The sequence below is a fragment of the Streptomyces sp. NPDC093094 genome (assembly GCF_044754345.1).
GTDB lineage: Bacteria > Actinomycetota > Actinomycetes > Streptomycetales > Streptomycetaceae > Streptomyces.
The window spans coordinates 444315-471006 of the sequence record NZ_JBIVOX010000006.1; the positions used below are offsets into that span (position 1 = coordinate 444315).

A 26692-nucleotide genomic window follows, 5' to 3' on the forward strand; every position below is an offset into this window, starting at 1 on the left:
TGGTGTCACGCGCCTTCGCCGGCAAAGGTGAACTCCGGCCGCTCCGCGGTGAGCACGGCGGACTCGACGACGGCCGGCCGGTGTGCGGCCAGTTCCTCGGCGAGTGTCTTCAGCAGGAGCGGGACGGTCAGCGGGCCGTCGTCGTGCATGGCCTCGGTGACCACCAGGATCCGCCGGGTGTGCGGGCCGACCGCGGAGTGGCCGCTCTGCCGGTGGGTCCAGCGGCGGGCGTGCGCGCGTCCCCCGGAGTCGACGAAGGTCACCTCGCCGGGCACGGGATGCTCGGTGCCGCCCCCGAACGGCGTGTACCGTTCGCCGCCTTCGGCGTGACGGACCTCGAGCAGCGGACCCGCGATGCGGTCGGCGTCGAGCGCGGCCACCGGGACGGCCCAGGCGACGGAGAGCGCGTTGCACAGATCCACGACGGGGTGGATGCGCGGGAGACCGCCCTCCTTGCGGAGCCGGCGCAGCAGGGACTCCGAGGCGCAGCGGTACTGCGTGGGTCTGAGGCCCATCCTGGTGAACGCCCTTCGCCAGGCGAGGACTTCGGGGAACTCGCCCTCGGTGGAACCGGCCAGCCGGGCCACGGCCCGGGCGGTGTGGGCCTCGACGGCGGGGCCGGTTCCGGCGAGGGTCCCGACGCCGGAGGCGTACAGCGCGCCCGCGGTCAGTTCGGGGTACTGCGCGCGCACGGCGGACGCATGGCGGAAGCGCATCTCACGCCACCGCCAGCCGGGCACCCAGGCCCACGAAGCAGACGGCGAACACCCGGCGGATCCCGGTGAGGACCCCGGGCCGCGCGAGCACCCGGTCGCGGACGGCCGCGGCGCACAGGCCGTAGGCCGTGAAGACCACGAAGGTGAGGGCCATGAAGACGCCGCCGAGCCGCAGCATCGCCGGGGCGGAGCCCTCCGCGCCGGCCGGGACGAACTGCGGGAGGAAGGCCACGAAGAACATCGTGAGTTTGGGGTTGAGCAGGTTGAGCAGCACCCCGGAGACGATCGTCCGCGCGGCGGACCGCGGTTCGCCGGAGGCGGCGACGGTCAGGGCGTCCCGGTCGCGCAGGGTGGCCCAGGCCATGTACAGCAGGTAGCCGACGCCGAGGTACTTGACGGTCTGGTAGGCGACGGCGCTGGTGTGCAGCAGCGCCGCGAGCCCGGTGACCGTCGCCACCAGGTGCGGCACGATGCCGAGGGTGCAGCCGAGGGCGGCGACCACGCTCGCCCTGCGGCCTCGGGACAGTCCGGCGGCGAGTGTGTGGACCACGCCGGTGCCGGGGGTGACCACCACGATCAGGGTGGTCACCAGGAAGGCGACGCTCAAGGGAATCTCCGCTCAGCTCCAGGTGTCTGCCACTGTGCCCGGGTACTGGTACGGCGGACAGATCCAAAGAGGGCGGGGTTCACAGGTCCATAACCCGCCAGGCCCCTACAGGGCGTCGAGGGCCGCGAGGATGTCGGACGGTTCGGCACGCCGGGTGTAGTCGGTGTCGACGAAGGCCCAGCGGACGATGCCGTCGCGGCCGATGACATAGGTCGCGGGCAGCGGCAGGGTGCGGGCGTGGCCGCCGTTGACGCGCGGGAGGTCGATGCCGAACGAATCGTAGACGGCCGCGAGGTCGTCGGGCAGGTCGAAGGCGAGACCGTACTGCTTGGCGGTGTCGGAGCCGATGTCGCTGAGCACCTCGAAGGCGAGGTCGTGCTTCTCGGCCAGCGACATCGACTCGTCGGGGATCTGCGGCGAGACGGCCACCAGGCGGGCCCCGCGGGCCCGGATCTCCTCGTGGTGCAGCTGGAGCGCGCGCAGGGCGATGTTGCAGTAGGGGCACCAGGCACCGCGGTAGAAGGTGAGCACGACCGGGCCCTCGGCGAGGAGGCCGTCGAGGTCGACGGTGCCGCCGGCCGCGGACGGAAGGACGAAGCGGGGCGCCCGGTCCCCGGCCCCCAGCGCGTGCTCGGCCTGTCCGGACTCGGCGAGTTCGGCCGCGGCGCGCTCCATGACCGCGCGGGAGGCGGCGGGCAACTCGGCGTACCGGGACTCGAAGAAGGTGCGCAGTTCGGCGTCGAGACTCATCTGGCCGGTCCTTAGGAGGAGTTGACAGGGTGACGAACGTGAAACGGCCGTCCCACGATAGCCGCGCCCCGCGCACGCCGATCTTCTCCGCCGACGGCGTTCCGTGTGCGGGCCGCGGACGTTACCGTTCGGTAGGACCGCGTGCCCACGTGCCCCGGAGGTGTCCGTATGACGCTCGACCCTGCCGCAGGTCTCGTCGAGACCGCCCGCGCGCTGGCCTGCGGGGAGGTGACCTCGCGCGCGCTCGTCGAGCAGAGCCTCGCCCGCATCGAGGCGACCCGGGGCTCGCTCAACGCCTTCCGGGTCGTCCGGGCCGAGGCCGCGCTCGCCGAGGCCGACGCGGCGGACCGGGAACTGGCCGCCGGGACACGCCGGCCGCTGCTCGGGGTGCCGGTCGCGGTGAAGGACGACATGGACGTGGCGGGCGAGCCGACCGCGTTCGGCTGCCCCGGTGAGTTCCCGCCGGTCGCCGAGGACGGCGAGGCGGTACGGCGGCTGCGCGCGGCCGGTGCCGTGATCGTCGGCAAGACGAACACCTGCGAGCTGGGGCAGTGGCCGTTCACCGAGGGGCCCGCGTTCGGCGCGACCCGCAATCCGTGGAACCCGGGCCACACGCCCGGCGGTTCGTCCGGCGGTTCGGCGGCCGCCGTCGCCGCGGGCCTGGTCCCGGCCGCGCTCGGTTCGGACGGCGCCGGGTCGGTGCGCATCCCCGCCTCCTGGACCCATCTGATCGGCATCAAACCGCAGCGCGGACGCATCTCCACCTGGCCGCGCGGCGAGGCGTTCCAGGGCATCACCGTCAACGGCACCCTCGCCCGCACGGTCGCCGACGCGGCCCTGCTGCTGGACTCGGCGAGCGGCAGCCACCCGCTGGACCCGCACCGGCCCGCGCCGCTCGACGTCTCGGCGGCGGTCGGCCGCGACCCGGGCCGGCTGCGGATCGCCCTCGCGCTCAAGCCCCCGTTCACCGCCGTGCCCGCCCGGCTGCACCCGGAGATCCGCGCCCGGGTCGTCGGACTCGCCGAGAAACTGGCGGCGTGGGGCCACACCGTGGAGGAGGCGGACCCGCCCTACGGGCAGATCGGGCTGGCCTTCGTGCCGCGTGCCACCGCCGGCATCGCCGAGTACGTGCGCGAGGCGCCCTCCCCCGCGCTGCTGGACCCGCGCACCCGGGACGCCGCCCGGCTGGGCCGGCTGCTCGGCGGGGTCCCGCTGCGTGCGGCACGCCGGGCGGAGGCGGTGCTGCACCGCCGTATCGGCGCGTTCTTCACCTCGTACGACGTCGTCCTCGCCCCGACGACGGCCGCTCCCCCGCCCCGGATCGGGGCCATGCTCGGGCTCGGCGGGTTCGCCACCGACCGGGCGATGATCGCGGCCTGCCCCTACGCCTGGCCGTGGAACGTCCTGGGCTGGCCGGGTGTCAACGTGCCGGCCGGGTTCGTCACCGGCGGGCTGCCCGTGGGCGCCCAGTTGCTCGGGCCCGCGGCGAGCGAGCCGCTGCTGGTGTCCCTCGCCGCACAGCTGGAGGCGGAGCTGCGCTGGCACGAGCACCGGCCGCCGTGGGAGGCCGGGGTGGACTCACCGGCGGCGTAAGGCGGTTGCGACCCGTACGCTGTGACCATGGACGACACCACGATGGTCGGGCTCCTGGGGCGGGTCACCGGCACGGTCGGGCCCGGGCTCGTGGGCGAGGTGATCGTCCGGGTGCGCGGCGGCGCCGAGCACTTTCTCGCCTACGCGGCCACCGGCACGGAGCGCATCGAGCGGGGCACGGTGGTGACGGTCGTGGAGTATCTGCCGCCGCGGACCGTCTACGTCTCGGCGGTGTACGGCAGTTGAGGCGCAGCCGGCCTCTGTACCAAGCGGGCAACAGCGGCCCGGAAGCCCCTGTACACCGCCTGTGGCGTGCCTCACACTCCGGGTACGCTCGGTGCCGAGAGGCACCCGGAACAGGGGGTGCATGCCGATGTCCGTCGGCGTCATCGCAGGGACGGCGCTCGCCGCCCTGCTCGTTCTGATCGGTCTGTTCAAACTGATGTGGCGCGTCGCGGAACCCAACGAGGCTCTGATCATCTCCGGCTCCAAGCACAGGCTGGAGGGGCTGGAGGAGGGCATGGGGTTCCGGATCGTCACCGGACGGGGGACGCTCGTGCTGCCGGGGGTGCAGGCGGTGCGCAAGCTGTCCCTCGACCTCAACCAGACCGAACTGCACGTGGACTGCGTGACCCACCAGGGCATCCCGCTCAAGGTGCGGGGCGTGGTCATCTTCAAGGTCGGCGACGACTTCGTGTCGATCGCGAACGCCGCCCGCCGCTTCCTGGACCAGCAGAAGCTCATGGCGGAGCGGGTGCACACGGTGTTCGCCGGTCATCTGCGCGCCATCGTGGGCGGGTTGACGGTCGAGGACATGATCCGGGACCGGGAGAAACTCACCGGGCAGGCGCGCGCCGCCTGTGGCACGGAGATGGAGAAGCTCGGCCTGATCGTCGACTCGCTGCAGATCCACGAGATCGAGGACCCGACCGGCTACATCAAGAACCTGTCCGCCCCGCACACCGCGGCCGTGCGGCGTGACGCCCGTATCGCGCAGGCGGAGGCCGACCGGCTCGCCACCGAGGCGGAGCAGCAGGCGTTCGCGCGGATGGCCGAGGCGACCCGCGACAGCGAGATCCTCAAGGCCGGTTACCAGGCCGAGCAGGACAAGGCGTCCGCGGCGGCCCGGCAGGCGGGGCCCCTCGCCGAGGCCGCGGCCCGCCAGGAGGTCGTCGTCCAGGAGACACGGGTCGCCCAGCTGGAGGCGAACCGGCGCGAGCAGCAGCTCCAGGCCGACGTGCGCAAGCCCGCCGACGCCAAGGCGTACGAGAAGCGCACGCTCGCCGAGGCCGAGCGGGACGCGCGGATCTCCGCGGCCGAGGCCAAGGCACGTGAGACCCGGGCGACCGGTGAGGCCGAGGCGGCCGCCACCCAGGCCAAGGGTCTGGCGAAGGCCGAGGCGATGCGGGCCCAGGGCCTCGCGGAGGCGGAGGGCATCAAGGCGCGGGCCGCCGCGCTGGCCGAGAACCAGGAGGCCGTCGTCGCCCAGCAACTCGCGGAGAAGTGGCCGGAGATCGTCCAGGCCGGCGCGTCCGCGTTCGGCAGCGTCGACAACATGGTGCTGCTGAACGGCGCGGACGGCATGGCGGATCTGTTCGCCAAGGCCCTCACCATGGGCGGCACGGGGCTGGGGCTGGCCCGGCAACTGCTCGCCTCGATGAACCAGAGCGGGCCGAACGGCACTTCGCCGGCGAACGGCGTCGTTCCGCCGGCGAACGGGGACGCGGACGTACCGGTCCAGAAAGTCCCGGTGAAATCCGTACGGAAGGTCCAGGTCGACAAGGGCTGAGCCGGATCGGCGCACACGGTCGCGGCGGCACCCTCTAGGGTGCCCCCGTGACCGCCTCCATCGAAGAGAACAGCCCGGGCCGCTGGGGCCCGCACGCGACCGTCGAGGTCGATCCGCACGCGGTGGGCCGGGTGCACACCGAGTACGCGCCCGCCCACGACGGCGACCCCGACCCCGGTGAGATCGTCTGGACCTGGGTTCCCTACGAGGAGCACGACGGACGGGGCAAGGACCGGCCGGTGCTGGTGGTGGCCCGTGAGCGCAGGGGCACCCTGCTGGCCGTGCAGCTGTCGAGCAAGCGGCACGACCATCAGCGGGAGTGGGTCCCGATCGGCTGCGGCCCCTGGGACCGCTCGGGCCGGGAGTCCTGGGTCGACGTCGACCGTGTGCTGCGCCTGCACGAGCAGGGCATGCGCCGTGAGGCGTGCGCCCTGGACCTCGGGCGGTTCAACCGGGTCCGGCACCGTCTGCACCAGCGCTACGGCTGGACCTGAGACAGACCCTCAGAGGTCCGCGAACACGCGTTCGAAGGTGGTGCGGACGGTCGCGTCCCGGGTGCGGTCCAGCACACCGAGGACCACGTGCCCGAACCTCCCCGCGAACCGGCCGCCGGGCCTCAGCAGCGCATGGAAGGCACCTGCCACCTGGGCCGGGTCGTTCTGGAAGACCCCACAGCCCCAGGCGCCCAGGACCAGCCGGCCGTAGCCCTCGGCGGCGGCCGTCTCCAGGACGCGTCCGGCGCGCACGCGCAGGGCGTCCGGCAGCTCGCGGGCGCGCTCCGGTGCCGTGCGGCGCACCACGCCCGCGTTCGGGGCGGGAGCGGTGAGGAAGCCGGCCGGGTACGGCTCGTCCAGCAGGCCGCCGCGGTCGTCACGGAAGACCGGCACGGCCGGCGAGTGGATGACACGGTCGGTGTAGAACGGGTCACGGTGGGCGCGGTGATGGTCGTAGAAGCCGGGCACCGCGCGCAGGCAGGTGTACAGCGCCGAGGCACGGCACAGCGCTTCCTCCTGGGCCTGGGCACCGTTGAGGAAACCGCCTCCCGGGTTGCGGGCCGAGGCGAAGTTCAGCACGGCGACGCGGCCGCCGACCCGGCGAGCGGCCTCCAGACTGCTCTCCCCGGTGACCTCGACGGTCGTGACGACCGGATCGGCCGGCGGGACCGGCACCGGTCCGGGGCCGTACAGGCGGGTGCCCGCCCGGGCCGCCGCCACGGCCCCGGCGATCGTCACCTCGTGCCCGGCCGGTGCCCGGTAGACCCCGGCCGCGACGATCTCCTCCGTCTGCCGCGCGACATCGCGCAGACGCGCGCTCACGGCGCCACCCCCGTCGGCGCCGTGAGCGCGCGTCCCGCGCCCTCCCCCGTGGTGCTCATGCATGCATCCTGCGCAATGCTGGGACGTGCGGGCAAAGGGTTTTCCGAGGCTCACGGGAAACGGACGGCGCCGCCCCGGCCCCCGCCCCGGAGTGACCAGGCAAGATCAAGACGAGGTCGCGGAATCGGAGGTTCATACTCCCGGAAGTCGTGCGGGGCACCCTTGTGCGAATCGTTGCGAGGGTCTTGGCTGGGACGGATGAGGCCGGCCGGGGCCCTGGGTAACCGGGTCGGCGGCACGAAGGAATTCTCTGGAGGATCCTGAGATGTCCGATTCGGCAGGCGACTGTACGGAGCCCCGGAGGGCCATCACCGAGGCCGAGGTCGAGGCCCTCGTACGGGGCATATGCTTCAAGACCGGACCACCCGGCACGGTCGGGGTCGAGGTGGAATGGCTGATCCACGAGCCGCACCGGCCGTGGCTCCCCGTGGCGCCCGAACGTCTCGCGGCGCTCTACGCCGCACTGCGCGCCGTCCCGCTGGGATCGGCGCTCACCGTGGAACCCGGCGGCCAGCTGGAGCTGAGCTCGCCGCCCGCCGCGTCCCTGACGGACGCGATCACGACCGTCTCCGCCGACCTCGCCGCCGTACGGGCGGTCCTGCGTGAGGACGGTCTCGCGCTCCTCGGCTTCGGCCAGGACCCGTGGCGCCCGCCCCGGCGCTATCTGCGGTCCCCGCGCTACGACGCGATGGAGACCTGCCTGGACCGCACCGGTCCGGCGGGCCGCGCCATGATGTGCACCTCGGCGTCGGTGCAGGTGTGCCTCGACGCCGGGTACGAGGAGCCGGGGCCGCTCGGCCTCGGGCGGCGCTGGTGGCTGGCCCACCAGCTGGGCGCGGTCCTGGTGGCCGCCTTTGCGAACTCCCCGCTGGCCGGCCGCGAGCCCACCGGCTGGCGCTCCACCCGGCAGCTGACGTGGACGCGGATCGGGCCCGGCCGGGCGGGCGCGCCCCCGCTGGACGGCGACCCGCGGACCGCCTGGGCCCGGCACGTGCTGGACGCGCCGGTGATGTGCGTACGGCAGGAGGACGGGGCCTGGGAGGTGCCCGAGGGGCTCACCTTCCGGGAGTGGACCCGCTCCGGCGTGCCCCGGCCGCCCACCCGGGAGGACCTGGACTACCACGTCACGACGCTGTTCCCGCCGGTCAGACCGCGCGGCCATCTGGAGCTGCGCATGATCGACGCGCAGCCCGGCGACGACGGCTGGATCGTGCCGCTCGCGGTGACGACGGCCCTGTTCGACGACCCCGAGGCCGCGGAGACCGCCTACCGCGCGGTCAAGCCGCTGTCCGAGCGGTCCCTGTCGCTGCCCGCGCCGCACAATCCGCTGTGGCGGGACGCCGCCCGTCTCGGACTCGCCGACCCCGAGCTGCGCGAGGTCGCCGGGATCTGCTTCGCGGCGGCGCTGGAGGCCCTGCCCCGGATGGGGGCGGGCACCGAGGTCACGGACGCCGTCGCGGCGTACACGGACCGTTACGTGGCACGGGGCCGCTGCCCCGCCGACGATCTGCTCGACCGCGTCCACGGCACGCACCTCCCCCCGCCCGCCGGGGCGAGGTCCGTCCCGCACGGGAAGGACATCTCCGCATGACCACCGAGCCGGCCCTCGACACCGAGCCCTTCCGCGAGCGGGCGCTCACCACCCTGACCACCGCCCGCGCCCGCACCACCCTGCTGACCAGCTGTGTGGAGGACCCGGATCTCACCGCGCAGCACTCGCCGCTGATGTCGCCGCTGGTGTGGGACCTGGCGCACATCGGCAACCAGGAGGAGCAGTGGCTGCTGCGGGCCGTCGCCGGGCAGGAGGCGATACGGCCCGAGATCGACAGCCTCTACGACGCCTTCGAGCACCCGCGCGCCGAGCGGCCCCGGCTGCCGCTGCTGCCGCCCGACGAGGCCCGCAGATACGCGGCCGAGGTGCGCGGGCGTGTCCTCGACGTCCTGGAGGGCGCGACGCTCCAGGGCACCCGGCTGACCGAGGCGGGTTTCGCGTTCGGGATGATCGCGCAGCACGAACAGCAGCACGACGAGACGATGCTGATCACCCATCAGCTGCGCCGGGGCCCGCAGGCGCTGACCGCCCCGGACCCGGACCCGGTGCCGCCGTTCACCGGCCCGGCCGAGGTCCTCGTGCCCGGCGGCCCGTTCACCATGGGCACCTCCGCCGAACCCTGGTCGCTGGACAACGAACGCCCCGCGCACCGGCGTGAGGTGGCGCCCTTTCTGATCGACACGACGCCGGTCACCAACGGCGCCTACCAGGCGTTCATCGAGGACGGCGGCTACGACACGGAGCGCTGGTGGGCACCCGAGGGCTGGGCCCACATCCGCCTCAACTCGGTGCAAGCGCCGCTGTTCTGGCGCCGCGAGGCCGGTCAGTGGCTGCGCCGCCGTTTCGGGGTGACCGAGGTGGTGCCGCCCGAGGAGCCGGTGCTGCACGTGTCCTGGTACGAGGCGGACGCCTACGCCCGCTGGGCCGGGCGCCGGCTGCCCACCGAGACCGAGTGGGAGAAGGCCGCCCGCTTCGACCCCGCCACCGGGCGCTCCCGGCGCTACCCCTGGGGCGACGCCGACCCGGCGCCCGAGCACGCCAACCTCGGCCAGCGGCATCTGCGCCCGGCCCCGGCGGGCAGCTACCCGGCGGGGGCGTCGCCCCTCGGCGTACGGCAGCTGATCGGCGACGTGTGGGAGTGGACGTCGAGCGACTTCCTGCCGTACCCCGGCTTCGCGCCGTTCCCGTACAAGGAGTACTCGGAGGTGTTCTTCGGACCCGAGTACAAGGTGCTGCGCGGCGGTTCGTTCGCGGTGGACCCGGTCGCCTGCCGGGGCACCTTCCGCAACTGGGACTACCCGATCCGCCGGCAGATCTTCTCCGGGTTCCGCACCGCGCGCTCGGAGTCCGTCTGATGTGCCGTCATCTGGCCTATGTGGGGCCCGAGGTGCCGCTCGGGCGGCTGCTGTCCGAACCGTCGCACTCGCTCTTCCGCCAGTCGTGGGCGCCCCGGCGTCAGCGGCACGGAACGGTCAACGCCGACGGGTTCGGCATCGGCTGGTACGCCGGGCACGACCCCGTGCCGGCGCGCTACCGCAGATTCGGGCCCATCTGGGCGGACTGCGGACTGACCGACCTGGCACGGGTGGTGCGGACGGGCGCGCTGCTCGCCGCGGTGCGGGACGCGACCGTGCCGAGCCCCGACGGGGAGGCCGCGGCCGCGCCGTTCGCCGGGGACCGCTGGCTGTTCAGCCACAACGGCGCCGTCACCGGCTGGCCGGACTCCCTCGCGCGGGTCGCCGCGGGTCTGCCGCCGGCGGATCTGCTCTCGCTCGCCGCGCGCAACGACTCCGCGCTGGTCTGGGCGCTGGTCCTGGCCCGGCTGCGGGCCGGGGACGACATGGGCCGGGCGCTGGCCGACACGGTCCCCGAGGTGGCCGCCGCCGCCCCGGGCTCCCGGCTCAACCTGCTGCTGACCGACGGCACGTCCGTCGCCGCGACGGCCTGGGGGGACACCCTGTGGTACCGCACGGCGCCCGGCGAGGGCACGGTCGTGGCCTCGGAGCCCCATGACGACGACCCCCTGTGGCGGGAGGTCCCCGACCGCACGCTGCTCGTGGCGACCGACGCCGACGTGCTGCTCTCCCCGCTCAAACAACCGAGCGACGCCTCGGCCGACGCAACCGTGAAGGAGCCCCGTCCGTGAGCCCGTTCGTTCTCACCCGCATCCTGGCCGAGGACGCCATGGAGGCCGCCCTGCGCGCCGACGTCCGGCACGGCCTGACCGCGCACCCCAAGACGCTGCCGCCGAAGTGGTTCTACGACGCCCACGGCAGCGACCTGTTCGAGCAGATCACCGAACTGCCCGAGTACTACCCGACGCGCGCCGAGCGGGAGATCCTGCTGGAGAAGTCCGGCGAGATCGCCGCCGCGCTGCCCGCCCGCACCCTGATCGAACTGGGCTCGGGCTCCTCCGACAAGACCCGGCACCTGCTGGCCGCGCTGACGTCGCTGGAGACGTACGTCCCCGTCGACGTCAGCGACAGCGCGCTCGCCCAGGCCGGCAAGTCGCTGGTGGCGGACTTCCCGGGGCTGGACGTGCACGGGCTGATCGCCGACTTCACGGCCGAACTGAGCCTGCCGGACACCCCCGGGCCGCGGCTGCTGGCGTTCCTCGGCGGCACCATCGGCAACCTGCTGCCCGCGGAGCGGGCCGGGTTCCTGGCGTCCGTACGGGCGATGCTCTCCCCGGGAGACGCGCTGCTGCTCGGCACCGACCTGGTCAAGGACGAGCAGGTCCTGGTCCGGGCGTACGACGACGCCGCCGGGGTGACGGCGGCGTTCAACAAGAACGTGCTGACCGTCGTCAACCGCGAGCTGGACGCCGACTTCGACCCCGACGCGTTCGAGCACGTGGCCCTGTGGGACACCGAGCGCGAGTGGATCGAGATGCGGCTGCGCGCGCGGAGCGACCAGAGCGTGAAGATCCCCGCGCTGGACCTCGCCGTCGACTTCGCGGCGGGCGAGGAACTGCGCACCGAGGTGTCGGCCAAGTTCCGCAAGGACGGTGTCCGCGCCGAACTGGCCTCCGCCGGGCTGGAGCTGAGCCACTGGTGGACGGACGCTCAGGGGAGGTTCGCACTGTCGCTGAGCACGGTCCGGTGAACCGCCGGCCCGGACCCCTGGCCTGACCCCGCGGTGGCGGGGGCGGGCCCCGCCCCCCGGGGTCAGGCCCGGGGGGTCGCCCGCAGTTCCGTGATGCGCTCGGACGCGCGGCGGGCCTCCTTCTCGCTGTCCGCGCCGTTCAGCACCTTGGTCATGTACGCCTTGATGGGGTTGTCCGCCTCCACCGCCGCCCATTCCGGGGTGGTGGGGGTGGCCCGGCCCTGGGCGGCGCCCGCGGCCATGGCGGCGACGCCCTCCTCACCGGCCACCGCGGAGGCGAGGGTGGTCTTGTTGGGCACGTAGTTCATGGCACGGGCCAGCTCGGTGTTCCACTTGTCTCCGGCGAGCGCCTCGACGACCGCGATGGCGCTCTCGCGGTCGTCGGTGTTCTCGGGGATCACCAGGTCGGAGCCGCCGGTGAAGACGGCGCCCGGCTCGGCGGCGGTGCGGCCGGGCACCGGGAAGAAGCCCAGTTTGCCCTCCAGACCGGGATCGGCCTGGAGGATCGCCCGGGCGACACCGGGCACCGCGACGATCTGGGCGACCTCGCCCTGCGCGAACACGCCCGCCTGGGGCGGGTGTTCCTCGTCGGCGTCGACCGGGCCGTCGCCGAGCGCCTGGAGCTCGCGGTAGAAGTCCATGCCGCGCAGCGCGTCGGGGCTGTCCAGGGTGCCCCGCCAGGTGCCGCCGGCCTCCTCGGCCAGTTCGCCGCCCTCGTCCCAGATGAACCCGGCGAGGGTGTACCAGTCCTGTCCGGCGAGGTAGATGCCCTGGTTGCCGCCGGAGTCGAGCTTCTCCGTGGCGGTGAGCCACTCCTCGCGGGTCTTCGGCGGGGTGTCGATGCCGGCCTGCGCGAAGAGGTCCTTGCGGTAGATCACCACCCGGTTGGCGGCGTACCAGGGGACGCCGTACTGATGGCCGCGCTGCTTGCCCGGTTCGGCGAGGCCGGGCAGCCAGTCCCGGCTGCCCCAGTCCCGCACGGACTCCAGCGTCAGGTCGACGAGTCCGCCCCCGTCGACGTACTGCGGCACCTGGGTGTTGCCGACCTCGATGACGTCGGGGCCGTCCGTGGCCTCGGCGCCCTTGGCCTTCAGGGCGGTCTGCACCTTGGGGCCGATGCCGGTCCACTCCTGGATGCGGATGTCGAGGTCGATGCCGGAGTTGTCGCGCTCGAAGTCCTCGGTGAACCGGTCGAGGAAGTCCCGGGAGGCACTGTCCTTCATCAGCCACACGGTGACGGTCTGCCGTTCGCTGCCGCCCGGCAGCAGGCCGCAGCCGCTGGCCAGGGAGGCGGAGACGCAGACGAGTGCGAGGAGACGGCGTTTCACTGGGTCGGTCCTGTTCTGCCTGACGGACAGGGGAGAGGAACCCGACGTGGGGGATCGAGCCACACGGACTCGTACGGGTGTGCTGGATTTTGGTATGGACCAATGCGTAGGTCAAGGGGCATCCGGACACCGGGCCGACGCCTCGCGCTCCGCCGCAGCCTGGGGCACGGTGGAGTGACGCGCGCCACACGGCGCCGACGTCACCCGCTGACGTCACCGGCTGTCGTCTTCGCAGGAGGAGCACCCGCATGTCGAACCACACCTACCGGGTCACCGAGATCGTCGGCACCTCGCCCGAGGGCGTCGACAAGGCCATCCGCAACGGCGTCTCCCGCGCCTCGCAGACCCTGCGCAACCTGGACTGGTTCGAGGTCACCCAGGTCAGGGGCCAGATCGAGGACGGGGAGATCGCTCACTGGCAGGTCGGCCTGAAGGTCGGCTTCCGCCTGGAGGAGACCGACTGACCCGGCCCGCGAGAAGGGCTGCCGGGGTCCGCGGGCCCCGGGGTCCGGCAAGAGGGCTCCGGGGCCGGGAAGAGGGCCGAGGGCCGTCAGGTCCGCCCCTCCCGCCGTCAGGCACGCCCCTCCCGCCGTCAGGTCCGCCCCTCCCGCTCCTGCGCCGTCCTCAGCTCGGCGGAGGAAGCGGCCCAGCGGGCCCGGACGACCCTGAAGCCCGCCCGTTCGGCGTCCTGGCACACCAGCTCGTCGTCGTCCACCAGCATCCGCACCTCGCGGGTCCGGGCGAGCCGGCGCAGAACCTCCAGCTTGGTGCGGCGGGCGGGCCTGCGGTCGGCGTTGCCGCGCATGTGGACGCGCCCCTCGGGCAGTCCGTGCGCGGCGAGCCACGCCAGCGTGTCGCGGCGGCAGCGCTCGGGCCGCCCGGTGAGGTAGACGACCTCGCACTCCCCGGCGCTCGCCCGCGCCAGCGCCACCCCCTCGGGGAGCGGCGGGTCCTGGGGCGCGGCCGCGAAGAACGCGTCCCAGTCGCGCGGCCGGGCCTGGAGGAAACGCTGGCGGTGGGCGGTGTCCGCGAGGGTGTTGTCCAGATCGAACACGGCGATCGGCCGTCGGGGTCCGGTGGTCATTCCGCCCACCCTAGGGGCCGCCCCGATCCGTACGACAGCTCTCAGGCTTCCCAGGGCCACCCCGCGTCGAGCCCCCGGGACAGCAGGTCCACCATGGTGAACAGCTGGTCGGAGAAGCCGCCGACCTCGTAACGGTGCGGTGCGCCCGCGTCGAGAGAGGCATTGGCGTAGCCGGTGGTGTCGATGCCGAACATCGGCACCCCGGCCGGGATCGCCTCGGACACCGAGAGGTTCACCCGCTTGCGCTGCCATCCGCGCGGACCCCACTCGCGTGCGCCGGGGCCTCCGTTGCCCGGGTGGGCGAACGCCTGCATGTCGGAGACGATCACCACCCGGTCGTGGCCGCGGTACGCCTCGCGCAGCGCGGCGACCGTCTCGGTGCCGTAGCCGACCTCGCCGACGCGGGCGCAGAACTCCTCGGTCTGCCGCAGCACCGGGCCGCCCCGGACGAGCGGGTGCGGGAAGGCGCGGTCCGCGTAGCCCCACAGGTCGACCTCGCAGCCCCTGGCGGCGAGGGCCGTGCCGAACAGGGCGCCGACGTCGACGTGCCGGATCATGGACTTCTCCGACACCGTGCCGAGCATCGAGCCGGAGGTGTCCACCAGGACCAGCGTGCGCCCGTCCAGCGCCGGGACGTTCGCGGTCGAGGCGGCGAGCGCCCGCTCCAGGGCGTCCGCCCAGCGCCCCGAGGGCACGGTCCGGTACGCCGACAGGAACCGGTAGGGGAACTGCCGCGAGCGGCGTACCTCCTCCGGGTCGGCGAGGCGCGCGGCGATCCGCTCGGCGGCCTCGTCGCCCACCCCGGCCTCGTCGAAGTTGCGCAGGTTGCGGGTGAGCGCCATCAGGCCCATGGCGGGGGCGATCGCCTCCCACGCGGCGGCGTCCATCGGCCCCTGCAGCCAGCCCGCCAGCGCCTCCCAGGTCATGCCCGCCTGCACGAGCCGCTGCCGCCCCTGCGGGGAGGCGAGCACCGCGCGGCGCTCGTCGACGGGCAGCGCCGTCAGCGCGCGGTGCGCGGTGAGGGTGGCGTCGGTCTCGGGCGCCTCGGCGCTCTCCGGGTGGTGCCGGCGGTCGAGGGCGTGGCGGAACAGTTCGCCCTGCCACGGCTTGCCGGGGTCGGGCGCGGCGTGCACCAGGTTGAGGACGTCGCCGAAGCGGAAGCCCTTGGAGGCGGTGTCGTACTTCAGCAGCGACCGGGCGGTGTAGAGCCGTCGTACGGCGTCCGCGACACCGCGCTTGACCGGCTTGGGCAGCGAACGGCCGTACGTCTGCGTCCAGTAGCCGAGCAGCTCGCCCGGCTCGTCGGCGCGCTGGAGCACGGCGTCGACCACCTGCCGCGAGTGACCGCTCAGGCCCGCTTCGAGGCGTGCCGCGACGAACTCGGCGGCGCCGACCAGGGATGCGGTGCGCATCTGGGCGGAGCCGCGCAGCCAGCCGAGCAGTCCGGCCGTCCACTGCGGGTCCTGGACCGCGAGCCCGCGCACCAGGTCGCGGTACCGGGCGTCCCTGTCTCCCGCCTTCTCGTAGAAGGTGCGCTGTCCGACCATGTTGACGACCGACAGCAGGAACAGTTCGCTCTTCGCGTCCCGCACGTACGCGGCACCGCCCTCGTGGGTGACCGTGCGCGCACCGGTGGTGGTGAGGGGCGCGGACGGGACGAGGACACGCGAACGGCGGCTGTTGAAACGGGAAATGACAGGTCTCCTCGGATCGGGAGGGAAGGTGGGGAGAAGGACGGGACCGCCGGAGGTGCCCGAGGTCGAGGTGGTGACGCGGTGCCCCCGGCGGGCGACAGCCCCAGGGGTGGAGCTGCATGGGCTCGAACCACGAAGAACGCGTGACCCGCGCACCGGGCACTCCGGCGCCCGCGCACCGGACGGTGCGGGGCCGGAGCATCACCGTAGGGGTGGGCTGCGTGAGCATGCCAGCGATTTACGGGCCTGCGGGAATGCGTGCGGCCGGGCGGCGTTGAACCCTGTGTGACTTCCGTGATCGCCTCGGCCCGTTTCTCCGTGCTCGACCGCTCGCGCATCCGCGAGGGCCGCTCCCCCGGCGAGGCGCTGCGGGACACCGTGGAGCTGGCGCGGGAGGCGGAAGCGCTCGGCTATCACCGGTTCTGGGTGTCGGAGCACCACGGTGTGCCCGGGGTCGCCGGGTCCGCGCCGACCGTGCTGGCCGCCGCCGTCGCCGCGGCGACCCGGACGATCCGGGTGGGTACCGGCGGGGTGATGCTGCCCAACCACAACCCTCTGGTCGTCGCCGAGCAGTTCGGCGTGCTGGAGTCCCTCTTCCCGGGCCGTGTCGACATGGGTCTCGGACGCTCGGTGGGTTTCACCACCGGGGTGCGCAAGGCGCTGGGCCGTGACAAGGAGGACGCGGAGGACTTCGCGGGCCGGCTCCAGGAGCTGCTGGGCTGGTTCCGCGGCACCTCCCCGACGGGCGTGCGCGCCCGGCCCGCCGAGGGCCTGACCGTGCCGCCGTTCGTGCTGGCCATGGGCGAGGGCGCGGCGATCGCGGCCGAGGCGGGCCTGCCGATGGTGATCGGCGATCTCAGGAACCGCGAGAAGATGCTGCGCGGCATCGACCTCTACCGCACGCGCTTTCGCCCCTCCGAGTGGGCCGCCGAGCCGTACGTGATCGCCTCCGGCACGATCGCGGTCGCGGCCACGCCCGAGCAGGCGCGACGGCTGCTGGTGCCGGAGGCATGGTCGATGGCGTACTCCCGGACGCACGGCACCTTCCCGCCGCTGCCGCCCGCCGAGCGCGTCGAGGCCCTCGCGATGAGCGGCAGGGAGCGCGGCTTCTACGAGTCCGGGCTGACCGGGCAGCTCGCGGGCACCGAGGAGCAGGTCGCCCATGAACTGGAGACCGTGCTGAAGGAGACCGGCGCGCAGGAGGTGCTGGTCACCACCAGCACGTACGACCGGGAGGCGCTGCTGGACTCCTACCGGCGACTGGCCTCGGTCATCGGCGGCTAGGGCCTGTCTGAACCGTTCCCGTCTGCCGCGCGCCGCCGTGCACGCACTCTCGACGCACCGGCCCCGGACCCGAGTACGTCCGGCACGAGGGTCTGGGGCCGGCACGCCGAGAGCACGCACCTGACGGCGCGCGGCCGCCCTTCGGGCGACGACGCGAATCGTCAGACAGGCCCTGGGGCTGCCCCTTGTGCGCCCCCCTCACGGCCCCTGCGCCCGTGTCGGAGGCGCCGGGAGCACACCTGGAGAACGGCGGACACGGTCCCGCCGTCTTTGCGTCCCGCGGGGCGGCGTGACGACGGGACCGTGTGCACCGGCGTGTCCGGCTCCGGGAGGTCGTCACCGGCGTTCGGCACGGTCCACGCCGCCGCACATCACGGGTGCGGGTTCCCCGCTGCTCGCCGCGCGGTTCCCCGCCCTCCTGGGCGGTCAGCCGCCGTGCACCGCGGGTGCGGGGCGGGCGCCGCTCGTCGCGTCGGTCCCCGCGCTTCCCTCCCGGGTGTCCGTCGTGGCTCGTTCCGCTGCTCGGGCCAGGGCTCCGCGGTCGGGGCGGGTGTGCGGGGGGATGACGGGGCGGACGTCGGCCTCGGCGGTCAGCCCCCGCGCGGTGACCACCCGCCACACCGAGGTGAGCAGCGCGTCCTCGCCGACGAAGGCGGGCAGGGCGGTGGCCGCGCCGTCGGCGAGGAAGTAGCGGATGCGGACCGGCTGGACGGGGACGCGGGCGTCGAGCGCGGCCTGGAACACCGCGCGGCGGAACCGCCCCTGGGCCCGCCCGCACCAGGTGCTGCCCTCGGGGAAGACACCGACGGCCGCGCCGGACCGCAGCGCCCCGGCGATCCGGGCGACGGTGTCCGGCAGCGCCCGCAGCCGGTCCCGGTCGATGAACAGGGCGCCGCCGCGCGCGGCGAGAGCCCCCGCCACCGGCCACTGCCGGACCTCCCGCTTGGCCAGCATGCGGGCGGGCCGTACGGCGGCCAGCAGAGGGACGTCCAGCCAGGAGATGTGGTTGGCGACCAGCAGCAGCCCGCCGGCGGGCGCGGCGCCGCCGGTGATCCGCACCCGCACCCCCGCGGCCCGTACGATCCACCGGCTCCAGCGGCGCACGGCCCCGGCCGGGATCCGCGCGCCGAACGGGGCCAGCGCGATCCCGGCCAGGAGGAGCCCGATCACCGCCGTGAGCCGCAGCGCGCCGAGCACTCCGGTCACGACGGACACGCCCGTCGCCTCCACGCACTCCCGCGGGGTGCAGGGCGCCCCGGGCAGCCAGACGCTCATCAGGCCGGGACGAGCGAGAGGAAGTGCTTCAGATAGCGCGCGTCGACCCGGCGCATCGACAGCAGTACGTACAGGTCGGCGACCCCGAAGTCCACGTCGTGCGCGGGCTCCGAGCACACCCAGGCGCCCAGGCGCAGGTATCCGCGCAGCAGCGGCGGCAGTTCCGTGCGTCCGGCGGGGCGGGTCACACGGTCGGCGTCCCACGGCAGCAGCGGCCGTACCCGGAACTCCTCCGGGGCGAGGTGCCTGGCCCGCACCCGGTCCCAGGTGGCGGCCGCGAGCGCGCCGCCGTCGGCGAGGGGCAGGGAGCAGCAGCCGGCCAGCCACTCGTGGCCGCCGTCCACCATGTAGCGGGCGATGCCGGCCCAGATCAGTCCGATGACCGCGCCGTCCCGGTGGTCGGGATGCACACAGGACCGCCCGACCTCGACCAGTCCGGGCCTGATCCCGTCCAGCCGCGACAGCTCGAACTCGCCCTCGGAGTAGAGCCGTCCGGCCACGGCGGCCCGCTCGGGCGGGAGCAGCCGGTAGGTGCCGACGACCTGGCCGGTGAGGGCGTCGCGGACCAGCAGATGGTCGCAGTACGCGTCGAAGGGGTCGATGTCGAGGCCGGGCTGCGGGGTGGACAGCAGGGCACCCATCTCCCCCGCGAACACGTCGTGCCGCAGCCGCTGCGCCGCCCGCACGTCCTCCTCGTCGCGGGCCAGACCGACGGTGTAGCGGGTGGGTGCCGCGGGCTGCGGGGGGCGGTCGAGCGTGGTGACACCGGTCATGGCTCTCTCCTGGACACGGGCCGGTCGGGCGGAACGGGGAACACCCCTGTTCTTCCGACGTCGGTTGTCGTGTACGTGACCGGTTTGGAGAGGCCGGATGTGCGGACGCTGAACGGCTCGGACCGGGTGTCCGGGGTGTACGGCTCCGCCGGCCGGCCGGTGTCGCGCGGGTGGCGGGCAGGGAGAACCTCGGCAGGGCCGGGCCTGAGCACCACGCCCGGCCCTGCCCGTCCGCACCTTGTCGGCGAACGTCTGCTGTCCCCCGTCGGGGCCGCGCGGGAGCCCCGGTGCCGGGCCCTACCGCTTGGACTTGCGTACGGCCCGCAGCCACTCCTTGTTCATGCCGGTGATGGACATCAGCGGAATGCCCTTGGGGCAGGCGGTGGCGCACTCGCCGGTCAGCGTGCAGCCGCCGAAGCCCTCCTCGTCCATCTGCGCCACCATGTCCAGCACCCGGGTCTCCCGCTCGGGCGCCCCCTGGGGAAGCACGTTGAGATGGTTGACCTTGGCGGAGGTGAACAGCATCGCCGCCCCGTTCGGGCACGCGGCCACGCACGCCCCGCAGCCGATGCACTCCGCGTGCTCGAACGCGAAGTCGGCGTCGGGCTTGGGCACGGGCGTGGCGTGCGCCTCGGGTGCGGCACCGGTCGGCGCGGTGACGTAGCCGCCGGCCTGGATGATCCGGTCGAACGCCGTCCGGTCCACCACCAGGTCCTTGATCACCGGGAAGGCGGAGGCCCGCCACGGCTCGATGTCGATCGTGTCGCCGTCGCGGAAGGACCGCATGTGCAGCTGGCAGGTGGTGGTCCGCTCGGGCCCGTGCGCGTCCCCGTTGATCACCAGCGAGCAGGCGCCGCAGATGCCCTCGCGGCAGTCGTGGTCGAAGGCCACGGGGTCCTCACCGCGCAGGATGAGCTCCTCGTTGAGCGTGTCCAGCATCTCCAGGAAGGACATGTCGGACGAGATGCCGTCCACCTCGTACGTGGACATGGCGCCGTCGGCGTCGGCGTTCTTCTGCCGCCAGACGCGCAGGGTGAGCCTCATGCGTAGCTCCGCTGGGTGGGATGGACGTACTCGAAGACCAGGTCTTCCTTGTGCAGGACGGGCGCCTCACCGGTGCCGGTGAACTCCCAGGCGGCGGCGTAGGAGAACTGCTCGTCCCGGCGGGCCGCCTCGCCGTCCGGGGTCTGGGACTCCTCGCGGAAGTGACCGCCGCAGGACTCCGCGCGGTGCAGCGCGTCGAGGCACATCAGCTCGGCGAGCTCCAGGTAGTCCACGACGCGGTTGGCCTTCTCCAGCGACTGGTTGAACTCCTCGCCGGTGCCGGGCACCTTGATGCGGCGCCAGAACTCCTCGCGGATCTGCGGGATCCGCTCCAGGGCCTTGCGCAGTCCGGCGTCCGTGCGGGCCATTCCGCAGAACTCCCACATGAGTTCGCCGACCTCGCGGTGGAAGGAGTCCGGCGTGCGGTCGCCGTCGACGGACAGCAGCAGGTTCAGCCGGTCCTCGGTCTCGGCCAGCACCTCCTGCACCACCGGGTGCTCACCGGTCACCTCGCCCTGGTGCGGGTTGCGCGCGAGGTAGTCGTTGATCGTGGCCGGCAGGACGAAGTAGCCGTCGGCGAGCCCCTGCATCAGCGCGGACGCGCCGAGCCGGTTCGCGCCGTGGTCGGAGAAGTTGGCCTCGCCGATCGCGAACAGGCCGGGGACCGTGGTCTGGAGGTCGTAGTCGACCCACAGGCCGCCCATCGTGTAGTGCACGGCCGGGTAGATCCGCATCGGCACCTCGTACGGATCCTCGTCGGTGATCCGCTGGTACATGTCGAAGAGGTTGCCGTACTTCGCCTCCACCGCCTTGCGGCCCATCCGGGCGATGGCGTCGGCGAAGTCCAGGTAGACGCCCTGGCCGCCGGGGCCGACGCCGCGGCCCTCGTCGCAGACGTTCTTCGCGGCGCGGGAGGCGATGTCGCGGGGCACCAGGTTGCCGAAGGAGGGGTAGATGCGCTCCAGGTAGTAGTCGCGCTCGTCCTCGGGGATCCGGTTCGCCGGGCGGGTGTCGCCCTTCGCCTTCGGCACCCAGATCCGGCCGTCGTTGCGCAGCGACTCGCTCATCAGCGTCAGCTTCGACTGGTGGTCGCCGGTGCGCGGGATGCAGGTCGGGTGGATCTGGGTGAAGCAGGGGTTGGCGAAGTGGGCACCGCGCCGGTGCGCCCGCCACACCGCGGTCGCGTTGGAGTTCATGGCGTTCGTCGACAGATAGAAGACGTTGCCGTAGCCGCCGCTGGCGAGGACGACGGCGTCCGCGAAGTACGTGTCGATCTTCCCGGTGACCAGATCCCGGGCGACGATCCCGCGCGCCCGGCCGTCGACGACGATCAGGTCGAGCATCTCGGTGCGCGGATGCAGCTCCACGTTGCCCGCCGCGATCTGGCGGCTGAGCGCCTGGTACGCGCCCAGCAGCAGCTGCTGGCCCGTCTGGCCGCGGGCGTAGAAGGTGCGGGACACCTGTACGCCGCCGAAGGAGCGGGTGTCGAGCAGACCGCCGTACTCACGGGCGAAGGGCACGCCCTGCGCCACGCACTGGTCGATGATCTCGACGGAGATCTGTGCCAGGCGGTGCACGTTGGACTCACGGGCGCGGAAGTCGCCGCCCTTGACGGTGTCGTAGAACAGGCGGTGGACCGAGTCGCCGTCGTTGCGGTAGTTCTTCGCCGCGTTGATGCCGCCCTGGGCGGCGATGGAGTGGGCGCGGCGCGGGGAGTCCTGGTAGCAGAACTGGACGACGTGGTAGCCCTGTTCGGCGAGCGTGGCGCCGGCCGAGCCGCCCGCGAGGCCGGTGCCGACCACGATCACCGTGTGCTTGCGCCGGTTGGCGGGATTGACCAGCCTGGCCTCGAACCGCCGCTTGTCCCAGCGTTCGGCGACGGGGCCCGTGGGGGCCTTGGTGTCGGCGAGAGGTGCGCCGGCCGTGTAGTCGGTGTAGGTCATGTTCAGCTCACCACTCCGGTCATGACGGCCACGGGCACGGATATGAAGCCGGCCGTGAGCAGCAGGGCGAGGGCGTTCGCGGTCGCCCTCAGGACGCGGTCGCGGGTGCGGCTGCCGGCGCCCAGGGTCTGGGCCGCGCTCCAGAAGCCGTGCCGGACGTGCAGGCCGAGGGCGAGCATCGCCACGATGTAGACGACGTTGCCGTACCAGGTGGAGAAGGTGTCCACGACGTTCTGGTACGGGTGCCCCTCCTGGAACCCGCCGCTGTGCACGGTGCCGGTGGTCAGGTCCAGGATGTGCCAGACGATGAACAGGCCGAGGATGATGCCGCCCCACCGCATGGTGCGGGTGGCGTAGCTCGCCCGTGCCCTGCGGTGGGCGTACTTGTTCGGCCTGGCCTTGATGTCCCGGCGGCTGAGCTGGTACGCGGACGTCGCGTGGGCCACGACGGCGAGCACCAGGACGACCCGGACCAGCCAGAGGGTCCACTCGTAGTGCATGAACGGTTCGCCGACGGTGCGCAGCCAGTGCGCGTAGTGGTCGAACTCGCCCGCCCCGAAGAAGATCTTCAGGTTTCCGATCATGTGGACGACCAGGTACAGCAGCATGATCAGCCCGCTGACAGCCATCACCGTCTTCTTGCCGACGGAGCTGTCCCAGATCGTGCGCGCCATGGACGGCCGTCGGTCCGTCCGCGTTGCCAGAGCCATGGGTCACGACGTTAGGGCCGAAGGTCCCCATCGGTCCAAGACATGGAACAGCTCGTTTCGATAGGCAACGGCTATGCTGGCCGGGTGCAGTTCCAGCAGCTCCAGTACTTCGTGGCGGTCGCCGAGACCCGGCACTTCACCCGGGCGGCCGAGGTCGTCCATGTCGCCCAGCCGTCGCTGTCGCAGCAGATCAAGGCTCTGGAGCGGGAGCTGGGGGCCGATCTGTTCCAGCGGGCCCGCGGCAACATCACGCTGACCGACGCGGGCGAGGCGCTGCTTCCGCTGGCCCGGCGCATCCTCGCGGACGCGGACACCGCGCGGCACGAGGTGCAGGAGCTGGTGCAGCTCCAGCGGGGCCGGGTGCGTCTGGGCGCGACGCCGAGCCTGTGCACCGGTCTGCTGCCGGACGTGCTGCGGGCCTTCCACGACCGGTATCCCGGCATCCGGCTGCTGATCGAGGAGGGCGGCTCGCACGACCTCGTACGGCAGCTCGCGCGCGGGGCGCTGGACCTGGCGCTGGTGGTGCTGCCGCTGCCGACGCCGTCGCCCGCGCTGACCACGGTCGCGCTGCTGCGGGAGGACCTGGTGGTCGTGTCGTCGCCGGACGCGCCCCGGCCGGGTGGCGGACGGCGGACCGTGGCGGTCGCTGATCTGGAGGGGGAACGGCTGGTGATGTTCCGGCACGGGTACGACCTGCGGGAGCTGACCGTCGCCGCGTGCCGCTCCGCGGGCTTCGAACCGGACTTCGCGGTGGAGGGCGGCGAGATGGACGCCGTGCTGGGGTTCGTACGGGCCGGGCTGGGGGTGGCCGTGGTGCCCCGGATGGTCGCGGCCCGGTCCGGACACGGACTGCGGGTCACCCCGCTGGCCCGGCCCGGACTCCATCGCACCATCGCGCTGGCGCACCGCAGCGACGTGGCTCCGCCCCGGGCCGCGCGGGAGCTGCAGCGGATGCTGCTGGAGCGGTGACGCGCACCCTCGGGGTTCCGGTGGTGCCCCGCCGTCCGTCCGTCGTGGCCCCTCGCGCCCACGCGGCAAAGCCCCAGGACGGTGCGGCCCCGCGCCCCCGGGGACGGGAGATCACCCCGTCGCGTCGGCCAGGGCCAGCTCGTGCAGGCGGTCCGGCGGGCCCGGCCGGGCGTAGTACCAGCCCTGGGCCGTGTCGCAGCCCAGTATGCGCAGCTGCTCCGCCTGGGCGCCCGTCTCGACGCCCTCCACCGTCACCGCCAGGTCGAGGCTGTGGGCCAGGGAGACGATGCCCTCCACGATCTTCAGATCGACCGGGTCGGCGGGGAAGCGCTGCATGCTCTGGGTGAAGGAGCGGTCCAGCTTCAGGACGCTCACCGGCAGCCGGCGCAGGTTGGCCAGGTTGGAGTAGCCCGTGCCGAAGTCGTCGAGGGCGATGTCCACGCCCATCTCGGCGAGGCGGCGCAGGGGTTTGAGGAGGTCGTCGTCGGCGCCGATGAGGGCGGACTCGGTGACCTCCAGGCAGAGCGCGTCGGGGGTGACGCCCGCCGCCTCCAGGATGTCGACGGTGTCCTGGACCAGGCCGGGATGGTTCAGCTGGCAGGGCGAGAGGTTGACGTTGATCCGCAGCGGGCCGGCGTCGGCGTACCGCTCGCGCCACTCGCGGGCCTGGCGCACCGACTGCTCCAGGACCCAGCGGCCCAGCGGGACGATCAGGCCGGTGGCCTCGGCGAGCGGGATGAACCGGTCGGGGCCGAGGACGCCGTGCTGCGGGTGCAGCCAGCGCACCAGGGCCTCGGCGCCCCGGACCCCGCCGTCGCCGAGATGGACCAGCGGCTGGTACTCGATGAAGAACTCGCCGCGCTCCAGGGCCGCGGGCAGGGCCGTGGTCAAACCGTGCCGGGTGATGGCGCGGGCGTCCGCCTCCGGGTCGGCCAGCTCGAAGCGGTTTCCGCCCGCCGACTTGGCCCGGTACATGGTGATGTCGGCGCTGCGCAGCACCTCCGCGGGGCTGCGCTGGCCGCCCGCCGGGCCCTCGACGATGCCGATGCTGCCCCGCACGGTCAGCTCGCGGCCGTCGATCCGGACGGGGGCGAGCAGGACGTTCATGATGCGGGCGGCGAGCTCGTCGACCTCGTGCCGGGTGTCCGGGCCCGTCGTCAGCGCCACGAACTCGTCACCGCCCAGACGGGCGACCATCTCGCCGGGCGCGGTGGCGCAGGACTGGAGCCGGTCGGCGACCTCGACGAGCAGCCGGTCGCCGGCGGCGTGCCCGAGGCTGTCGTTGATGGTCTTGAAGCCGTCCAGGTCGAGGTAGCACAGGCCGAAGCGCTGGTCCGGGCCCGCGTTGAGGGCCTTCTCCAGGCGCTCGAAGAACAGGGTGCGGTTGGGCAGGCCGGTGAGGGCGTCGTGGGTGGCCTCGTAGCGCAGCCGGAGGTTGAGCAGGCGGCGCTCGGTGGTGTCCTCCATCAGCGCCAGCTGGTACTGCGGGCGACCTTCGGGGTCGCGCAGCAGGGAGACCGTGAGGTTGGTCCACAGGGCCGTTCCGTCGGGCCGGTAGAAGGCCTTCTCCACGTGGTAGTGCTCGCGTTCGCCGCGCACCAGCTCCTGGTAGAGCCGCCGCACCTGGGGCGCGTCCTCGGCGTGCGTCCAGTCGCAGACGTTGCGGCCGCGCAGGTTCTGCTCGGAGCCGCCGAACATGCGCAGCAGGGCGTCGTTGACCTCCAGGACGTTGCCGTCGAGGTCCGCGATGCCGATCCCTATGGCCGCGCCCTCGAACACCGCACGGAAGCGGGCCTCGCTGGCGTGCAGCGCCTGGGCCACCACGCCCTGGGCGCGCAGCGCGGCCTGGGCGATGGCCTCCTGCTCGGCGAGGGTGCGGGCGCGCAGCGCCTTCGCGAACCCGGCGGCCATGGCGTGCTGGAGCCGCGCCGAACGCGCCCGCAGGTCCTCCTGGGGGCCGTCCTCGCCGCAGTAGAGCACCAGGTAGGCGTCGACGCAGTCGAGGGTGCGGCTGAGCGCCTCCGGGTCGGTGCAGTGGGCGGAGACGAGCTCCGCGCCGACCGCCTTGCCCTCCGCGGCGTCGAAGGTCCTGGCCCGCAGCGCCTCGCTCAGCCGCCGGGCGAGCGGCAGCAGTTGCGTCTCGAACTCCGGCCGGGTCAGGGACGTCACGGTGACCGGGAACACCGCCCGGCTCCAGATCGTCGCGAACCGGCGGATTCTGCCCTCGGGCCCGTCGGGTTCCGCGATCACGCCGTACGCCCCACGCCCGCGAAACCGGAGAACGCGTAAGGATCCTCGTCCTCCGGTGCGGTGTCGGGCCGCCAGCGCGGCATCGGCACCAGTCCGGGTTCCACCATGTCGTACCCCTCGAAGAACCGCGCGATCTCCTCGCGCGAGCGCATGATCAGCGGGTTGCGGATGTCCTTGTACACGTCCACCGCGCCCTCGGCCCGCTCGGCGGGCAACGGAATTCCCTCGTACGAGGCATGCGTGAGGATCAGCATGCTGCCGGGGGCGAGCGCGTCGCGCAGCTCGGCCACCGCCCGGTACGGGTCGTCCGTGTCTTCCACGAAGTGCAGTATGGCAACGAGGAGGAGCGCCACCGGACGGTTCAGGTCGATCAGCCGCTCCACCTGAGGGCTGCCGAGGATGTCGTGGGGCTTTCTGAGGTCGGCGGCGACGACGTCGGCGTCCTCGTTGCCGTCCAGCACCGCGTGGCTGTGCGCGACGGCCACCGGGTCGTGGTCGACGTAGACGACACGCGCTCCGGGGTGGGCCCGCTGCGCCACCTCGTGGACATTGCCGAAGGTGGGAATGCCGGAGCCGATGTCCAGGAACTGGGTGACGCCCTCGTCCACCGCGTGACGTACGGCACGCCGCATGAACGCCCGGTTCGCCTGCATGATCTTGGGCAGGCCCGGCAGGAACTCCATCGCTTTTCGAGCGGCTTCCCGGTCGACCTCGAAGTTGTGCGAACCGCCCAGGTAGTAGTCGCAGATGCGGGAGATGCTCGGCACCGAGATGTCGATGCTCCGTGGGGCCCAGGCAGGACGCTCCATCAACTTCTCCAAGGCATAGGCGATCCGGTGTTCGAGCTGAG

The 26692-nt window shown here is 73.2% G+C and carries 25 protein-coding genes; 11 read left to right on the forward strand and 14 right to left on the reverse strand.

What is annotated here, in order from left to right; translation table 11 throughout:
- Positions 1-5: 5 nt before the first annotated feature.
- From ACIQGV_RS15600 to ACIQGV_RS15610, 3 genes are all read right to left on the reverse strand, one after another.
- Positions 6-716, reverse strand: a complete 711-nt coding sequence (locus tag ACIQGV_RS15600; RefSeq protein WP_402494829.1) for a B3/4 domain-containing protein — start codon at positions 714-716, stop codon at positions 6-8.
- A gap of 1 nt (position 717) precedes the next feature.
- Positions 718-1323: a LysE family translocator gene (locus ACIQGV_RS15605; RefSeq protein WP_402494831.1), complete on the reverse strand. Its 606-nt coding sequence runs from the start codon at positions 1321-1323 to the stop codon at positions 718-720.
- Positions 1324-1428: 105 nt separating this feature from the next.
- Positions 1429-2073, reverse strand: a complete 645-nt coding sequence (locus ACIQGV_RS15610) for a peroxiredoxin-like family protein (protein WP_402494833.1) — start codon at positions 2071-2073, stop codon at positions 1429-1431.
- Between the two features lie 168 nt (positions 2074-2241).
- Between ACIQGV_RS15610 and ACIQGV_RS15615 the strand changes: the two genes are divergently transcribed.
- The 4 genes from ACIQGV_RS15615 (at position 2242) to ACIQGV_RS15630 (ending at position 5949) form a co-directional block, all read left to right on the forward strand.
- Positions 2242-3666, forward strand: coding sequence for an amidase (locus ACIQGV_RS15615; protein WP_402494835.1), 1425 nt, complete (start codon positions 2242-2244; stop codon positions 3664-3666).
- Between the two features lie 27 nt (positions 3667-3693).
- On the forward strand, positions 3694-3912 hold the full coding sequence (locus ACIQGV_RS15620; protein ID WP_402494836.1) for a hypothetical protein: 219 nt from the start codon (positions 3694-3696) through the stop codon (positions 3910-3912).
- A 121-nt stretch (positions 3913-4033) separates the two neighbouring features.
- The gene (locus tag ACIQGV_RS15625) at positions 4034-5455 is read left to right on the forward strand and encodes a flotillin family protein (protein WP_402494838.1); all 1422 of its coding nucleotides are present in this window, start codon (positions 4034-4036) and stop codon (positions 5453-5455) included.
- A 47-nt stretch (positions 5456-5502) separates the two neighbouring features.
- On the forward strand, positions 5503-5949 hold the full coding sequence (locus tag ACIQGV_RS15630) for a type II toxin-antitoxin system PemK/MazF family toxin (RefSeq protein ID WP_402494839.1): 447 nt from the start codon (positions 5503-5505) through the stop codon (positions 5947-5949).
- A gap of 9 nt (positions 5950-5958) precedes the next feature.
- Here the strand turns inward: ACIQGV_RS15630 and ACIQGV_RS15635 are convergent, their stop codons facing one another.
- Positions 5959-6771: a TIGR02452 family protein gene (locus ACIQGV_RS15635; RefSeq protein ID WP_402494842.1), complete on the reverse strand. Its 813-nt coding sequence runs from the start codon at positions 6769-6771 to the stop codon at positions 5959-5961.
- A gap of 325 nt (positions 6772-7096) precedes the next feature.
- Between ACIQGV_RS15635 and egtA the strand changes: the two genes are divergently transcribed.
- Genes egtA through egtD form a run of 4 tightly spaced genes read left to right on the forward strand, consistent with a single transcriptional unit; the run spans position 7097 to position 11488 of the window.
- A complete protein-coding gene (egtA, locus tag ACIQGV_RS15640; RefSeq protein WP_402494844.1) occupies positions 7097-8422 on the forward strand; it encodes an ergothioneine biosynthesis glutamate--cysteine ligase EgtA in 1326 nt (441 codons plus the stop codon).
- Positions 8419-9738 carry an ergothioneine biosynthesis protein EgtB gene (gene egtB, locus ACIQGV_RS15645; protein WP_402494847.1) on the forward strand — a complete coding sequence of 440 codons (1320 nt, stop codon included), beginning with the start codon at positions 8419-8421 and terminating at the stop codon, positions 9736-9738. The genes egtA and egtB overlap by 4 nt, the downstream gene beginning before the upstream one ends.
- Complete coding sequence (gene egtC / locus ACIQGV_RS15650) at positions 9738-10529, forward strand: ergothioneine biosynthesis protein EgtC (protein WP_402494848.1); 792 nt, start codon at positions 9738-9740, stop codon at positions 10527-10529. The genes egtB and egtC overlap by 1 nt, the downstream gene beginning before the upstream one ends.
- Positions 10526-11488 (forward strand): L-histidine N(alpha)-methyltransferase, encoded by a 963-nt coding sequence (egtD, locus tag ACIQGV_RS15655; protein ID WP_402494849.1) that lies wholly within the window; start codon positions 10526-10528, stop codon positions 11486-11488. The genes egtC and egtD overlap by 4 nt, the downstream gene beginning before the upstream one ends.
- Before the next feature lie 62 nt (positions 11489-11550).
- Here egtD and ACIQGV_RS15660 read toward each other — a convergent pair whose 3' ends face one another.
- Positions 11551-12816, reverse strand: a complete 1266-nt coding sequence (locus ACIQGV_RS15660) for an extracellular solute-binding protein (RefSeq protein WP_402494851.1) — start codon at positions 12814-12816, stop codon at positions 11551-11553.
- A 248-nt stretch (positions 12817-13064) separates the two neighbouring features.
- On the opposite strand from ACIQGV_RS15660, the gene ACIQGV_RS15665 reads away from it, so the two are divergent.
- Positions 13065-13280, forward strand: a complete 216-nt coding sequence (locus ACIQGV_RS15665) for a dodecin (RefSeq protein ID WP_402494852.1) — start codon at positions 13065-13067, stop codon at positions 13278-13280.
- 128 nt (positions 13281-13408) lie between these two features.
- Here the strand turns inward: ACIQGV_RS15665 and ACIQGV_RS15670 are convergent, their stop codons facing one another.
- Together ACIQGV_RS15670 and ACIQGV_RS15675 are read right to left on the reverse strand one after the other, a co-directional pair.
- Complete coding sequence (locus tag ACIQGV_RS15670) at positions 13409-13900, reverse strand: hypothetical protein (RefSeq protein ID WP_402494853.1); 492 nt, start codon at positions 13898-13900, stop codon at positions 13409-13411.
- A gap of 41 nt (positions 13901-13941) precedes the next feature.
- Positions 13942-15594 (reverse strand): TROVE domain-containing protein, encoded by a 1653-nt coding sequence (locus ACIQGV_RS15675; protein WP_402494999.1) that lies wholly within the window; start codon positions 15592-15594, stop codon positions 13942-13944.
- A gap of 285 nt (positions 15595-15879) precedes the next feature.
- Between ACIQGV_RS15675 and ACIQGV_RS15680 the strand changes: the two genes are divergently transcribed.
- Complete coding sequence (locus ACIQGV_RS15680) at positions 15880-16878, forward strand: LLM class flavin-dependent oxidoreductase (protein ID WP_402494855.1); 999 nt, start codon at positions 15880-15882, stop codon at positions 16876-16878.
- 426 nt (positions 16879-17304) lie between these two features.
- Here the strand turns inward: ACIQGV_RS15680 and ACIQGV_RS15685 are convergent, their stop codons facing one another.
- The 5 genes from ACIQGV_RS15685 to ACIQGV_RS15705 all read right to left on the reverse strand — a co-directional run bounded on the left by ACIQGV_RS15685 (position 17305) and on the right by ACIQGV_RS15705 (position 22587).
- On the reverse strand, positions 17305-18153 hold the full coding sequence (locus ACIQGV_RS15685; protein ID WP_402494857.1) for a lysophospholipid acyltransferase family protein: 849 nt from the start codon (positions 18151-18153) through the stop codon (positions 17305-17307).
- Positions 18153-18926 carry a GNAT family N-acetyltransferase gene (locus tag ACIQGV_RS15690; protein WP_402494859.1) on the reverse strand — a complete coding sequence of 258 codons (774 nt, stop codon included), beginning with the start codon at positions 18924-18926 and terminating at the stop codon, positions 18153-18155. Before ACIQGV_RS15690 ends, ACIQGV_RS15685 begins: the two co-directional genes overlap by 1 nt.
- A 297-nt stretch (positions 18927-19223) precedes the next feature.
- On the reverse strand, positions 19224-19970 hold the full coding sequence (locus tag ACIQGV_RS15695; protein ID WP_402494861.1) for a succinate dehydrogenase/fumarate reductase iron-sulfur subunit: 747 nt from the start codon (positions 19968-19970) through the stop codon (positions 19224-19226).
- Complete coding sequence (locus tag ACIQGV_RS15700) at positions 19967-21913, reverse strand: fumarate reductase/succinate dehydrogenase flavoprotein subunit (protein ID WP_402494863.1); 1947 nt, start codon at positions 21911-21913, stop codon at positions 19967-19969. Before ACIQGV_RS15700 ends, ACIQGV_RS15695 begins: the two co-directional genes overlap by 4 nt.
- A 2-nt stretch (positions 21914-21915) precedes the next feature.
- Positions 21916-22587, reverse strand: coding sequence for a succinate dehydrogenase (locus ACIQGV_RS15705; protein ID WP_402495001.1), 672 nt, complete (start codon positions 22585-22587; stop codon positions 21916-21918).
- 120 nt (positions 22588-22707) lie between these two features.
- Here ACIQGV_RS15705 and ACIQGV_RS15710 point away from each other — a divergent pair, with 120 nt between their 5' ends.
- Positions 22708-23592 carry a LysR family transcriptional regulator gene (locus tag ACIQGV_RS15710; protein ID WP_402495002.1) on the forward strand — a complete coding sequence of 295 codons (885 nt, stop codon included), beginning with the start codon at positions 22708-22710 and terminating at the stop codon, positions 23590-23592.
- 111 nt (positions 23593-23703) lie between these two features.
- On the opposite strand, the gene ACIQGV_RS15715 is transcribed toward ACIQGV_RS15710, so the two are convergent.
- The gene (locus ACIQGV_RS15715; RefSeq protein WP_402494864.1) at positions 23704-25842 is read right to left on the reverse strand and encodes a putative bifunctional diguanylate cyclase/phosphodiesterase; all 2139 of its coding nucleotides are present in this window, start codon (positions 25840-25842) and stop codon (positions 23704-23706) included.
- Positions 25839-26651 carry an SAM-dependent methyltransferase gene (locus ACIQGV_RS15720; RefSeq protein ID WP_402494867.1) on the reverse strand — a complete coding sequence of 271 codons (813 nt, stop codon included), beginning with the start codon at positions 26649-26651 and terminating at the stop codon, positions 25839-25841. The genes ACIQGV_RS15715 and ACIQGV_RS15720 overlap by 4 nt, the downstream gene beginning before the upstream one ends.
- Positions 26652-26692 lie beyond the last annotated feature (41 nt).

What these genes read in the sequence shown, in the direction of transcription:
- ACIQGV_RS15700 (WP_402494863.1), bottom strand. Translation starts at nt 21,913, where the DNA reads ATGACCTACACCGACTACACGGCCGGCGCACCTCTCGCCGACACCAAG.
- ACIQGV_RS15685 (WP_402494857.1), bottom strand. Translation starts at nt 18,153, where the DNA reads ATGAGCGTCTGGCTGCCCGGGGCGCCCTGCACCCCGCGGGAGTGCGTG.
- ACIQGV_RS15615 (WP_402494835.1), top strand. Translation starts at nt 2,242, where the DNA reads ATGACGCTCGACCCTGCCGCAGGTCTCGTCGAGACCGCCCGCGCGCTG.
- egtB (WP_402494847.1), top strand. Translation starts at nt 8,419, where the DNA reads ATGACCACCGAGCCGGCCCTCGACACCGAGCCCTTCCGCGAGCGGGCG.
- ACIQGV_RS15625 (WP_402494838.1), top strand. Translation starts at nt 4,034, where the DNA reads ATGCCGATGTCCGTCGGCGTCATCGCAGGGACGGCGCTCGCCGCCCTG.
- ACIQGV_RS15690 (WP_402494859.1), bottom strand. Translation starts at nt 18,926, where the DNA reads ATGACCGGTGTCACCACGCTCGACCGCCCCCCGCAGCCCGCGGCACCC.
- ACIQGV_RS15610 (WP_402494833.1), bottom strand. Translation starts at nt 2,073, where the DNA reads ATGAGTCTCGACGCCGAACTGCGCACCTTCTTCGAGTCCCGGTACGCC.
- ACIQGV_RS15720 (WP_402494867.1), bottom strand. Translation starts at nt 26,651, where the DNA reads ATGGAGCGTCCTGCCTGGGCCCCACGGAGCATCGACATCTCGGTGCCG.
- egtC (WP_402494848.1), top strand. Translation starts at nt 9,738, where the DNA reads ATGTGCCGTCATCTGGCCTATGTGGGGCCCGAGGTGCCGCTCGGGCGG.
- ACIQGV_RS15620 (WP_402494836.1), top strand. Translation starts at nt 3,694, where the DNA reads ATGGACGACACCACGATGGTCGGGCTCCTGGGGCGGGTCACCGGCACG.
- ACIQGV_RS15695 (WP_402494861.1), bottom strand. Translation starts at nt 19,970, where the DNA reads ATGAGGCTCACCCTGCGCGTCTGGCGGCAGAAGAACGCCGACGCCGAC.
- egtA (WP_402494844.1), top strand. Translation starts at nt 7,097, where the DNA reads ATGTCCGATTCGGCAGGCGACTGTACGGAGCCCCGGAGGGCCATCACC.
- ACIQGV_RS15705 (WP_402495001.1), bottom strand. Translation starts at nt 22,587, where the DNA reads ATGGCGCGCACGATCTGGGACAGCTCCGTCGGCAAGAAGACGGTGATG.
- ACIQGV_RS15600 (WP_402494829.1), bottom strand. Translation starts at nt 716, where the DNA reads ATGCGCTTCCGCCATGCGTCCGCCGTGCGCGCGCAGTACCCCGAACTG.
- ACIQGV_RS15665 (WP_402494852.1), top strand. Translation starts at nt 13,065, where the DNA reads ATGTCGAACCACACCTACCGGGTCACCGAGATCGTCGGCACCTCGCCC.
- ACIQGV_RS15670 (WP_402494853.1), bottom strand. Translation starts at nt 13,900, where the DNA reads ATGACCACCGGACCCCGACGGCCGATCGCCGTGTTCGATCTGGACAAC.